At 59.6% G+C, this 12,214-nt stretch carries 10 protein-coding genes and 2 pseudogenes; 7 read left to right on the forward strand and 5 right to left on the reverse strand.

Annotation, left to right across the window (positions count from 1 at the left end):
- Positions 1-10 precede the first annotated feature (10 nt).
- The 3 genes and pseudogenes from AC07VG_RS01455 (at position 11) to AC07VG_RS01465 (ending at position 2,321) form a co-directional block, all read left to right on the forward strand.
- On the forward strand, positions 11-502 hold the full coding sequence (locus AC07VG_RS01455; protein WP_495020321.1) for a transporter substrate-binding domain-containing protein: 492 nt from the start codon (positions 11-13) through the stop codon (positions 500-502).
- Positions 501-590 (forward strand): annotated as a pseudogene (locus tag AC07VG_RS01460) (AsnC family transcriptional regulator); the annotation flags it as partial. The gene AC07VG_RS01455 and the pseudogene AC07VG_RS01460, both read left to right, overlap by 2 nt.
- Positions 591-752: 162 nt before the next feature.
- The gene (locus AC07VG_RS01465) at positions 753-2,321 is read left to right on the forward strand and encodes a sensor domain-containing diguanylate cyclase (RefSeq protein ID WP_495000527.1); all 1,569 of its coding nucleotides are present in this window, start codon (positions 753-755) and stop codon (positions 2,319-2,321) included.
- Positions 2,322-2,382: 61 nt separating this feature from the next.
- Here the strand turns inward: AC07VG_RS01465 and AC07VG_RS01470 are convergent, their stop codons facing one another.
- Entirely contained in the window at positions 2,383-3,075 is a 693-nt protein-coding gene (locus AC07VG_RS01470) for an ArsR/SmtB family transcription factor (RefSeq protein ID WP_495000526.1), read from the reverse strand.
- 73 nt (positions 3,076-3,148) lie between these two features.
- Between AC07VG_RS01470 and AC07VG_RS01475 the strand changes: the two genes are divergently transcribed.
- On the forward strand, positions 3,149-4,405 hold the full coding sequence (locus AC07VG_RS01475) for an MFS transporter (protein WP_495000525.1): 1,257 nt from the start codon (positions 3,149-3,151) through the stop codon (positions 4,403-4,405).
- Positions 4,406-4,495: 90 nt separating this feature from the next.
- Here AC07VG_RS01475 and AC07VG_RS01480 read toward each other — a convergent pair.
- Positions 4,496-4,633: pseudogene (locus AC07VG_RS01480) on the reverse strand (DUF1801 domain-containing protein); the annotation flags it as partial.
- Positions 4,634-4,944: 311 nt separating this feature from the next.
- Here AC07VG_RS01480 and AC07VG_RS01485 point away from each other — a divergent pair.
- Positions 4,945-5,943 (forward strand): bile acid:sodium symporter family protein, encoded by a 999-nt coding sequence (locus tag AC07VG_RS01485; RefSeq protein ID WP_495020322.1) that lies wholly within the window; start codon positions 4,945-4,947, stop codon positions 5,941-5,943.
- Between the two features lie 133 nt (positions 5,944-6,076).
- Here the strand turns inward: AC07VG_RS01485 and AC07VG_RS01490 are convergent, their stop codons facing one another.
- Both AC07VG_RS01490 and AC07VG_RS01495 read right to left on the reverse strand, forming a co-directional pair.
- Complete coding sequence (locus AC07VG_RS01490; RefSeq protein WP_495000523.1) at positions 6,077-6,709, reverse strand: response regulator; 633 nt, start codon at positions 6,707-6,709, stop codon at positions 6,077-6,079.
- A 30-nt stretch (positions 6,710-6,739) separates the two neighbouring features.
- Positions 6,740-8,101: a cache domain-containing protein gene (locus tag AC07VG_RS01495; RefSeq protein ID WP_495000522.1), complete on the reverse strand. Its 1,362-nt coding sequence runs from the start codon at positions 8,099-8,101 to the stop codon at positions 6,740-6,742.
- A gap of 288 nt (positions 8,102-8,389) precedes the next feature.
- On the opposite strand from AC07VG_RS01495, the gene AC07VG_RS01500 reads away from it, so the two are divergent.
- Both AC07VG_RS01500 and AC07VG_RS01505 read left to right on the forward strand, forming a co-directional pair.
- Entirely contained in the window at positions 8,390-10,447 is a 2,058-nt protein-coding gene (locus AC07VG_RS01500; RefSeq protein WP_495020323.1) for a carbon starvation CstA family protein, read from the forward strand.
- Positions 10,448-10,604: 157 nt separating this feature from the next.
- Positions 10,605-11,414, forward strand: a complete 810-nt coding sequence (locus AC07VG_RS01505) for a DeoR/GlpR family DNA-binding transcription regulator (RefSeq protein ID WP_495000520.1) — start codon at positions 10,605-10,607, stop codon at positions 11,412-11,414.
- On the opposite strand, the gene otnI is transcribed toward AC07VG_RS01505, so the two are convergent.
- Positions 11,411-12,193, reverse strand: coding sequence for a 2-oxo-tetronate isomerase (gene otnI / locus AC07VG_RS01510; RefSeq protein ID WP_495000519.1), 783 nt, complete (start codon positions 12,191-12,193; stop codon positions 11,411-11,413). The genes AC07VG_RS01505 and otnI overlap by 4 nt on opposite strands.
- Positions 12,194-12,214 lie beyond the last annotated feature (21 nt).

Below are 12,214 nucleotides of genomic sequence, written 5' to 3' on the forward strand. Positions count from 1 at the left end.
GCTCGCGGGTTTGGCTCATGCCGATCGCCTGGAAGACATCAAGAAATCCGGCGTCTTGCGCGTCGCCTCGTTCGACAGCAACCCGCCTTTCGGCTTTGTCGATGCCAAGACCAAGCAGATCGAAGGCCTGGACGTGGATTACGCCAAGGCCATCGCCGACAAACTGGGGGTCAAGCTGCAGTTGCAACCGACCAACCCGGCCAACCGGGTACCGCTGGGCATGCGGCCCGTTCAAGTCATGCGACTGATCATCCTGCCGCAGGCCCTGCCAATCATGCTGCCGTCGTTCCTCAACCAGTGGATCTCGCTGATCAAGGACACCTCCCTGGCCTATGTGATCGGCGTCGGCGAACTGTCCTTCGTGGCGACCCAGGTCAGCAACCGGGTGATGGTCCATCCCACGGAAATTTTCCTGTTTGTGGCCCTGGTCTACTTCGTGTTCTGTTCCTGCCTCGATTTGCTGACCAATTTCGCGACCAGCAAGCAGGCGGTGAAACGCTGAAAGTGCGTCTACGCTGCCCAATGTACTGCGCCGCACCTCGCTCCCGGTGATGAAGCGCGTCATTCAGGACCGAGCCCTTGCGCTTTAATATCTAAATCTGCCCGCGCGCGGCTGAACGAGAAAACGCCATTTTTACAGGCACTCAAAAAGATAGGCAAATCAAACAAATAACACCCAAAAAAGCGATTTAAACTAAGTAAAAAAAACATAAGCTACACAAAGCCATTTCAATCACATGGATGTGTTGTTCATGCTCACCAAAACGACTTCGGCCTTCAGTGCCGCGTGGGCGGATACCAAGCTCAAGATCAGTCATGTGATTCTCTTTGTCGCGGCGGTCTGCATCTCATTGATCAGCATCAGCATCTGGGGGGTCTGCAACTCCCTGGCGTATCACTTGCATGACAAAGAGGTCGAGATGTCAAACCTCTCCAAGGCCTTGTCGTCCAGCATAGCGGCCACCCTCACCCAAGCCGACACCGTCATACTCGGGGCCCAGCGGCGGGTAAACATGGAAGGCACTGGCGCGGAGGAATTGAAAAAACTGGAGGCGGTATTAATGGCCCAACAAGAGCGCCTGCCACAAATCCATGGCTTTTCCATTTACGACGAACAAGGTGGTTGCTTATTAAACTCAAGCGACAGAAACAAGCCCAACACAAATAACTCGGACCGCGACTATTTCATCTACCATCGCGACCATACCAGCGCCGCTCCGTTCCTGGGCCCGCCCATACGTAGCCGTTCAACAGACGAATGGATTATTACCCTGTCGCGCCGGATCAATCATCCTGACGGTAGTTTTTCCGGTGTGGCGGTAGCCACCCTTTATCTTAAATACTTCCTCAGCCTCTATGACAACATCGATCTCGGCAAGAATGGCATCATCAATCTGGCCTCCTCGACAGGACACATCATCGTACGCAAGCCCTTCAAGGACGCTGAAATTGGTACGGATATTTCAACCGGGGAGGTGTTTGCCTTATTGCAACCCGGGGTCACCTCGGGCACCGCAACAATAAGATCATTTGTTGACAGCATCGTACGGGTCATCAGTTTTCGCCGCGTCGATGGTTATCCCATGGTGGTCATTGCGGCTTTTGGAAGAGATGAGATATTGGCGGACTGGCGCCGCGAGTCCATTGCGAGCTTTATCATATCCTCAGTATTGCTGCTCATTCTCAGCCTGCTGGGCTATCGCCTCATAAGAACCATGAGCCAACAGATCCAGGCACAAAAAGAGCTGCAACACTCTGAAAGAGCCTATATAGAGGCGAACAAGGCGCTCGGGCAACTGGCACTCGAAGATGGCTTGACGGGGCTCTCGAATCGCCGCAGGTTCGACCTGTTTATCAACTCGGAAATAAGCAAGGCCAGGCGCAAACCCGATGATCTCGCTCTCATCCTGATTGATATCGACCTGTTCAAGAAATACAACGACCATTACGGCCACGTACAAGGCGATGAATGCCTGAAAGCCGTGAGCAGCATTATCAAAAAAAACATCACTCGGGAAAGCGATCTGGCGGCCAGGTACGGCGGAGAAGAGTTTGCCATTGTCCTCTCGAACACCGACTATGTGGGTGCCTTTATTATCGCCGAGAAGATTCGAACGGACGTAGAGCGCAGTGCCATTCAACACGGCGAATCACCCGCCAAAATCGTCACTATCAGCATTGGCATCAGTGCGTTATCCGGATCAAAAGCCGATACCCCCGAGCATCTGATCGATATCGCTGACAAAGCCCTGTACGTGGCAAAATCCAACGGCCGAAACCGGACGGTTATTTCCAATAACTTGTCCAGCGCCCTGGTCTGAGGACCTCTGCACGGGTCAATGAGCGCGACGCGGCTGGCGCGCAAGCGTCGCAGTGATGCCGTTAACGATCCGCCAAGCCAAACGCGGTTGCCAGGCTCTTCGCGCCTTTCGGTGTCAGGTGCAAGGCCCTGGAGTCGAGATGGCGGTTCACCCAGCCGCGTTTGAGCAACAGCTCCAGCAGGGCCGCGCCCAGCGCGCCGCCGATATGGGGTGAGCGCTCGCTCCAGTCCATGCAGGGATAGGCCAGACGCCGGCGCTGGCGCGCTACGGCTTCGATATCGATGCCCAATCGCGCCAACGCCGCGGCGCCCTTTTCCGTGAGGACATAGTCCTTGCCCTGTTCTTCAATCCAGCTTGCCTGCAACAAGGTGTCATGCAGCTTGACCGCGATTTCCCCGGCGCAATGGTCATAACAGGTTCTGGCCCGCTTCAAGGCAGAAGGTGTGCGGGACTGAAACGGCGCCGCACTGCGATCAGTGATCGATAACAACGCCTCCAGGGCCTGCGCCACCCGGGCGTTGGCCAGTCGGTAATAGCGATGCCGACCCTGAACCAGCATGTCCACCAACCCTTGTTCACGCAAACGCAAAAAATGGCCACTGGCGGTGGACGCGCCGATGTCGGCTACGGCCGCCAACTCCGTGGCCGTGCGCGCGTGGCCGTCCAGCAGACTGCAGAGCATTTGAGCACGGGCCGGATCGGCAATCGCACCGGCGACCGCCGCCAAAGAAAGATCAGCCGCTTCGACATCCATAGTTCACGCTCTCCCGAAGTATCCCTGTTTTTCATCATCATACTGATGCCAAACCACTTGAAGGGATTCACCGATGAAGCACTCGATTTTTTTTGGCCGAAAGGTCGTGGCGGCGACCTTTGTGATGGCGGTATTTGGCTGGGGGATCGGCTTCTACGGTCCACCGATATTCCTCTATGCGGTGCTTCAACGAACGGGCTGGTCGCTGCCCTTGTGTTCGGCCGCCGTCACCCTGCACTTTCTCGCGGGCACCCTGGTGGTGGTGAACCTCCCCGCCTTGTACAAGCGCCTGGGCCTTCCCCGCACCACCGTGCTGGGTTCGATCCTGCTCGGCGTCGGTGTCTATGGCTGGTCCATCGCCGAGCAACCCTACCAGTTGTTCCTGGCGGCCCTGTTGAGTGGACTGGGCTGGGTGACCATGGGCGCGGCCGCGGTCAATGCACTCATCTCCCCATGGTTTGTGACCAAGCGCCCGGCCGCCCTGGCGATGGCCTATAACGGTGCGAGCATCGGCGGTGTGATTTTCTCGTCCGCCTGGGTGTACCTGATCGACCGGATCGGCTTCACCCAGGCCGCACTTGGCGTAGGCCTGGTTTCGATAGCGACGATTGCCGTGCTGTCGTTCAAGGTCTTCAAGGTTCGGCCGGCAGACCTCGGGCAATACGCCGATGGGGCTGATCAGCCCCCAGCGCAGCCGACTGTCTCCTCGGGTAGCGCTACAACCGCGTTGTGGCGCGATCGTCGCTTCGTGACCCTGGCCGCCGCGATGTCCCTGGGATTGTTCGCCCAGATCGGACTGATTACCCACTTGTTCCTGCTGCTGGTCAGTCACGTCACGCCAGCAAAGGCTGGATTGGCGATGGGCCTGGCAACGGCGAGCGCCATCGCCGGCAGGTTCCTGGTCGGTTGGCTGATGCCGCCGAACGCCAACCGGCGCACCGTTGCCTGCATGAGCTATGGTTGCCAGTTGCTCGGCTGCCTGGTCATGAGCGGATTAGGCCGCTTCCCGGATCTGCTGTGGTTGGGGGTGATTCTCTTTGGCGCGGGAATCGGCAACGCCACCTCCTTGCCGCCACTTATTGCTCAAGCCGAATTCCCGCGCCAGCAAACACAGCGCGTGGTGACCCTGATCGTCGCCACCGCCCAAGGCTGCTACGCATTGGCTCCAGCATGCTTCGGTGCGCTGAAATCCTTGTCCGTAGGGACTCATGGCGAACTCTTGCTATTGGGCCTGGCGGCCGCGACCCAGGGCCTGGCGATAGTCGCGCTGGTGCTGGGTAACGGCCGCTCGGCGCAACGCTTGCCAGGACTCAGCCTGCCCGCGGACTGATCACGGTTTCGGCACCGAGGTATGAGTGCCACGGCGGCGCGAACCAGCGCCGTCAACGCCTGCTCATCGATCCGCTCGCCCTCGCGCAAATTCCACCACTTCGGGGTCAGCCTGCACGATCAGCGCCCGGATCCGGGCGAGGGTCTCACCGCGCCAATCCCCCAGTTCCGCGATTCTTGCGTCGATCATTTGCGAGGCGCTCCCGCCTGCTTCGGTTTCCTTGCTCATGGCAGTTGTCGTCCTGTTCATGGCGGTTACCGCTCGCCGGTTTCATCAAGAAAGCAGCAACACTGTGCTAGTTTTTCTACCTCTGGCCCGGCAACTGGCACCGAACCCACAGGACTGGATCGGCGCCTGCTACTTGAAATAGGCATGGCACTTTCGGCTAAAGCGTCAAACGATTCAGACATCGCTAAAGAAAAATGCCTGGCGCAGCGTTATGTCCTTTAGGCGACATTCATGGACTTATTGGCGTTAGTCGGCAAACGATAGACAGGCTAAAGTCCCTCTACTGTTCTTGCTCCTGGATGACGTGCCTGATGACCCGCCCTCGTTTCTTTCCCGACAACTTCACCCTGACCCTGGTCAGCGTGGTGCTTCTCGCCAGTTTCCTGCCCGCCAGCGGCCAGGTCGCCGTCGGTTTCAGCTGGCTGACCAATATCGCCATTGCCCTGTTGTTCTTCCTGCACGGCGCCAAACTGTCGCGCGAATCGATCATCGCCGGCGCCGGCCACTGGCGCCTGCACCTGCTGGTGTTCGGCCTGACCTTTGTGCTGTTCCCACTGCTGGGCGTCGCGCTCAAGCCGCTGCTGTCACCGCTGATTGGCGACAAACTGTATCTGGGCATGCTCTACCTCTGCGCCCTGCCCGCCACGGTGCAATCGGCGATTGCCTTCACCTCCCTGGCGCGGGGCAATGTGCCGGCGGCGATTTGCAGCGCGGCGGCGTCGAGCCTGTTCGGCATCTTCCTCACGCCCTTGCTGGTGACCTTGCTGCTGGGAGTACATGGCAGCGGCGGCTCAACCCTCGATGCCATCCTGAAGATCAGCGTACAACTGCTGCTGCCGTTCATAGCCGGGCAGATCGCCCGGCGCTGGATCGGCGCCTGGGTGGGGCGCAACAAGACCTGGCTGAAGTTCGTTGACCAGGGTTCGATCCTGCTGGTGGTCTACAGCGCCTTCAGCGAGGCGGTGAACGAAGGCATCTGGCATCAGATCCCGCTCTGGGACCTGGCTGGCCTGGTGGTAGTCTGCGGCGTGATACTCACGCTGGTGCTGCTGGCGTCCAGCGTGCTGGGCAAGGCCTTTGGCTTCGACCAGGAAGACCGCATCACCATCCTCTTCTGCGGCTCGAAGAAAAGCCTGGCGACGGGCGTGCCAATGGCCCAGGTACTGTTCGCCGGCAGCACCATCGGCGTGCTGATCCTGCCGCTGATGCTGTTCCACCAGATTCAGCTGATGGTCTGTGCGGTGCTGGCGCAGCGTTATGCAAAACGCCAGGAGTCGGTGGCTGAATTGATGGCCCAGGTTGATCCTTGATGGCTTCCAATCCACGGATAAGCATTTGGAGCGCATCCGGGTGGACCCGGGAGTTCAGCAGCTGCGTTCCGTAGAAGTGGGGGATGTCCAAACTTTGATTGAAATGATCCTGAAAGAACGACAGACATCAAATTCAGTGTGAAATGATTCCATGGTCAATCGCGTATTTGACCAGGGCCGCGGGCTTGTCGATATTGAGTTTGCGCCGGATGCTCAACCGATGGGTCTCCACCGTGCGCACGCTGATATCCAGTTCGCGGGCCATTTCCTTGTTGTTCATACCCTCGACCATCTTGCGCAGCACCTGGCTCTCGCGCGGCGTCAGCTCGTTATCGCTCTGCTTGTCGCTGATCAGCCGCTGCGCGATCGCGGCACTGTAGAAGGTCCCGCCGCTGGCGATGGCCTCAATGGCCGCAATGATTTCCCGTGAAGGCGAATTCTTCAGCACATAGCCGCTGGCGCCTGAACGCACGGACTCACTCACATACTCGGTGTTGTCGTACATGCTCAGGACCAGAATCTTCAGCAGCGGGTACGTCTTGCTCAGCACCCGGGTCAGCTCAAGTCCGTTCATGTCCTTCAGGCCGATATCCACCAGCAGCAGGTCCGGCTGGCAGCGCTTGACCATCTCGAGCGCTTCGGTGCCACTCTCGGCCTCGCCCACTACTTCCAGGGCGGGCATGATCGCCAGCAAGGCCTTGATGCCATCCCGGACCAGGGAGTGATCGTCGACCAGGGCAACGCGGATTGGATAAACCAGGCTCATCAGGGACGTTCGCTCTTGTTGTGGGCTGAGTCAGTACTTTGTAGCGGGCATTTTAAGCGGCAGCAGCACATCCAGCACACTTCTTCCCGGCGTCGACGACAACTCGAAGCGTCCACCAAAGTGTTCGACCCGTTCACGGATATTACGCAGACCGATGCCAGAGTGACGCCGTTCGACCTGAGCGACGTTGAAACCGATACCGTCATCGACCACCGTCAAGCGTACCGACTCCGCGGACCCGCGCAGGGTAATCGAGACGTTGTGCGCCTGTGCGTGGCGCTCGATATTGGTCAGACCTTCCTGCACGATGCGAAACAACGAGACCGGTAGCCCATCGACCAGCTGGCAATCGAATTCATTGTTATCGTAGGTCACCATCAGCCCGCTACGCTGCTCGAACTCGGTGGCGAGCTGACCGATCGCCGCCGGCAGGCCCAGGGTGTCGAGCAACGACGAACGTAGGTCGTGCGAAAGGCTGCGCACTTCGCCAATGGCTTCCCCCAGGCGCTCGACAGCCTCTCGCAAAATGCCCAGGCCCCGGTCCTGCCCCTTCTCCAGCACATGACTGGCCAGCTCAAACTGAAACTTGATGGACACGAGGACCTGGCTGATACCGTCGTGCAGCTCACGGGATACCCGTGTGCGCTCCTCCTCCTGCAAACTGACGATGCGCTGGTTCAAGCGCTGAAGTTTCTTGTCGGCCAGACGGTGCTCACTGACGTTCAGCGTCATGCCGCTGGCGAACACCAGCAGCACCGCCACCAAGGCGACCACGGCAATCGCCAGCATCGTCTTGCGGATACCGTTGGCCACTTCGTCACGGGCCTGCTGGGTGGCGCGCTCGACATCCTCAAGGTAGATGCCGGTACCCAGCATCCAGCCCCAACGATCCAGCATCACCACATAGGCAAGCTTGTCGGTCACCTGCCCGGTAGAGGGCTTGTTCCAGGCATAGCGTTGAAAGCCTTCGCCTGATTCGGCACTTTTGAGCAGCGCCTGGATCACCGGCAAACCGTGCGGGTCCTTCATGTCCCACAGGTCCTTGCCCACCAGCTCCGACTGCCGCGAGTGCATCAGGCTACGGCCCTGACGGTCGTAGACGAAGAAATAACCATTGATCCCGAAGCTGAGTTTGCGCAGTTCTTCGAGGACTTGTTGCTGGGCGTGCTCGCCACCCTTGCCGTCATCGTAAAGCGGCGCGATCAGGCTTTGCGCCATTTCGACGTAGTTTTTCAGCTCCGCGCGCTTGCTGGCCAGAATGCTGTCTTCGATCAGTTGCGCCTGTTGATCGCCCAATTGGCGGTTCAGGGAAATCACCAGCGCGCAGATGACGGCGATGGCCAATACCAGAGGCAAAATCCCCAGGGCGACGATTTTGTGCTTGAGCTGCATTGCTATTCCTGTCCTGACCGAACGGGCGCCAAGTGGTCATTGGCGAATACCGGACCAAGGGGGCGAAGGCCGGCATCATATGCCAAAGATACGCCGGTCCAGTAGCGCTGTTGGCGACTATGACGACCGCATGTCGGTCACCCTCGGTAGAACTACGTAGACCCCGCGTACGTAGTCGTGCTGATTCATTTGTTGACGCCATACATGGATATTGGCCTTGCTCCGCACAGCGGAGACAATTATAAAAATTACCGCCGCAGTCCACTGGCTGTCGGCAGGAGACACGCAATGACCCGTCTGGCTAAACACCTCGCCTGGTTTGCCGTGGCCGTCCTGGGAGCTTTTGCGCTGAGTGTCGTGGCCCTGCGCCGCGGCGAAGCCATCAATGCCCTCTGGATCGTCGTCGCCGCAGTCGCTATCTACCTTGTCGCATACCGCTACTACAGCCTGTTTATCGCCAATAAGGTGATGCAGCTCGACCCCAATCGCGCCACTCCCGCCGTCGTCAACAGCGATGGCCTGGACTACGTGCCGACCAACAAACACGTGCTTTTCGGTCACCACTTCGCCGCCATCGCGGGCGCCGGTCCACTGGTCGGGCCGATATTGGCGGCGCAAATGGGCTACCTGCCCGGTACGCTGTGGCTAATCGCTGGCGTGGTGCTGGCCGGTGCCGTTCAAGACTTCATGGTCCTGTTCATGTCCACCCGGCGCAACGGTCGCTCCCTGGGCGACATGATCCGTGAGGAAATGGGTCGCATCCCGGGGACCATCGCCCTGTTCGGCTGCTTCCTGATCATGATCATTATCCTCGCGGTGCTGGCGCTGGTCGTGGTCAAGGCCCTGGCGGAGAGTCCATGGGGCATCTTCACCGTGATGGCGACCATCCCGATCGCGGTGCTCATGGGCGTCTACATGCGCTACATCCGCCCGGGCCGCATCGGTGAAATCTCCGTGGTCGGCGTGCTCCTGCTGCTTGGCTCGATCTGGCTGGGCGGGCAAATTGCCGCCGATCCGGTGTGGGCAAAAGTCTTCAGCTTCACCGGCCTGCAGATCACCTGGATGTTGATCGGCTACGGTTTCGTCGCCGCGGTATTGCCGGTGTGGCTGATCCTGGCACCGCGCGACTACCTGTCGACCTTCCTCAAGATCGGTACCATCATCGCCTTGGCGGTCGGTATCCTGATCACCATGCCCATGCTGAAAATGCCGGCGCTGACCCAATTCGTCGACGGTACCGGTCCGGTCTGGAAAGGCAGCCTGTTTCCGTTCATGTTCATCACCATTACCTGCGGCGCGGTGTCCGGTTTCCACGCGCTGATCGCGTCCGGGACCACACCCAAGCTGCTGGCCAGTGAAGGGCATGCCCGTTACATCGGTTATGGCGGCATGCTGATGGAGTCCTTCGTCGGGATTATGGCGATGGTCGCCGCTTCGGTGATCGAGCCGGGCGTGTACTTCGCCATGAACAGCCCGGCAGCCGCGGTCGGCGCTGATGTCGTGGCAGTGGCGCAGACCGTCACCAGCTGGGGCTTCGCGATCACCCCAGACGCCCTGCTGGCCGTGGCCAAGGACATCGGTGAAACCACCGTGCTGGGCCGTGCCGGCGGTGCGCCGACCCTGGCGGTCGGCATTGCGCAGATCCTCCACCATCTGCTGCCGGGTAAAGACAGCATGGCGTTCTGGTACCACTTCGCGATCCTGTTCGAAGCGCTGTTTATCCTGACGGCGGTGGATGCCGGCACCCGTGCCGGGCGTTTCATGCTGCAGGACCTGCTCGGGGCCTTCGTTCCGGCGCTCAAGCGCACCGATTCCTGGACCGCCAACCTGATCGCCACCGGCGGTTGCGTGGCCATGTGGGGTTACCTGCTGTACCAGGGCGTAATCGACCCGCTGGGCGGCATCAATACCTTGTGGCCGCTGTTCGGTATCGGCAACCAGATGTTGGCCGGTATCGCACTGATGCTCGGCACTGTCGTACTGATCAAAATGAAGCGCCAGCAATATGTCTGGGTGACCTTGCTACCGGCAGCCTGGTTGCTGGTCTGCACGATCACCGCCGGTTTCATCAAACTGTTCGACGCCAACCCGGCCATCGGCTTCCTGGCCCTGGCGAAGAAGTACAGCGTAGCGTTGGAGGCAGGGCAAGTGATTGCACCGGCCAAGGACCTCCCCCAGATGCAGCACGTGATCTTCAATGCCTACACCAACACGACGCTGATGGGGCTGTTTCTGTTCGTGGTGCTCAGCCTCTTGTTCTATGCCATCAAGGTCGGCGTTGCGGCCTGGAGTCTCAAGGAGCGCACGGATAAGGAATCGCCGTTTCAGGCCATTCCAGAGGTCTGATCGAGGATTGCCCAGCTCGATGAAAAAAATGCCCCGTCTCGAAAAAGACGGGGCATTTTTCATGGGGTATCCGCAACAACTCGTTCCTTTAACGCAGATTCGCTACTATGTTTGCTCCGCCCTCCTTGTCGGCGGATTTCTTCATTGTGGAGCCCGAATGCCTAGTCAAAAGGACATCGCCGCCGAAAGCGGCGCACCGATGATTCCTGAACAGCGCCGTGAGTTGATGCTGCGCCAGCTGCGCAAGCATCAGGTGCTGAGCGTTCATCAGTTGATGGAAATGTTCGAGTGCTCGCACATGACGGTGCGCCGTGACATTGCCTTGCTGGAACAGGAAGGCCGGGCCTATTCGGTCACCGGCGGCGTGCGCATCGCCAGCCAGCTGCACAGTGAACCCAGCCACCAGCTCAAGGCCGTGGTCGAGCTGCCGCAGAAGCAGGCGATGGCGAAACTTGCCGCGCGGTTGCTGCATGCCGATATGACGATTTACCTGGATGCGGGCACCAGTACCCTGGAGATCGTCCCGTACATCAAGGCGCTTTCCGGCATGACCGTGGTGACCAATGACTTCGGTATTGTCCAGGCCTTGATGGACGCACCCCAGGTCACGGTCATCCATACCGGCGGCCAGCTGGATCACTCCAACCATTCCTGCGTCGGTGGGCTGGCGGTCGCCACCTTGCGCCAGGTGGTCACCGATATCGCCTTCATCTCCACCAGCTCCTGGGATTTGCGCCGCGGTCTGACCACGCCTTCGGCGCTGAAGGTCGAGGTCAAGCAGGTAGCGATGCAATCGGCCGCGCAAACCGTGCTGGTGGCCAGCAGTTCGAAGTACGGCACCTTCAGCATGTACCGGATCGCCGGGCTCGAGCAGTTCGACCTGATCCTCAGCGACGACGCACTGACCGCCGCGGCGGCCGATGGTATCCGCAAGCAAGGGGTGGAACTGCTACTACCCTCCGCCTAGCGCGCCTTCCAGTCGCGCAGCCATTGCAAGCCCGCCGAAGTATCACCGCGCGGGCGGTATTCGCAACCGACCCAGCCGTCGTAACCCAGTTGGTCGATCAGCTCGAACAGATAGGGGTAGTTGATCTCCCCCTGATCAGGCTCGTGCCGGTCCGGCACCCCGGCAATCTGAATATGGCCGATTCCGGCGAAGTCGCGGCGCAATTTGCTGGCTAGGTCACCCTCGACGATCTGGCAGTGATAGCAGTCAAACTGCACCTTCAGATTGCTCGCAGCGACTTCCTTGCAGATTGCCTGGGCCTGATCCTGGCGATTGAGGAAAAAGCCCGGCATGTCCCGTGTATTGATCGGTTCCAGCAACACCGTGACGCCGACCTTGGCCGCCTGGGCCGTGGCATAGGCGAGGTTTTCCAGGTAGACGCCGTGATGCCGGGCCCGCTCGTTCTCCGAGGGCAGCAGACCGGCCATGACGTGGATGCGTGAATTGCCCAGCACCGCGGCATACTCCAGGGCGCGTTGGAAACCGCTGCGAAACTCACTTTCCCGGCCAGGCAACGACACGATACCGCGCTCCCCCGCCGCCCAATCGCCAGGCGGTGCATTGAACAGCGCCTGCACCAGGCCGTTGTCACTCAGCCGCTGCTTGAGTTCTTGTGCGCTGTAGTCATAGGGAAACAGGTACTCCACCGCCTCGAAGCCGTCGGCAGCCGCCGCGGCGAAGCGCTCCAGAAACCCCTGTTCCGGGTAAAGCATGCTGAGGTTTGCAGCAAAACGAGGCATGGTAGCTCCCAGGATAAAAAC

It is taken from the genome of Pseudomonas sp. GW821-FHT03C07, from assembly GCF_059420925.1.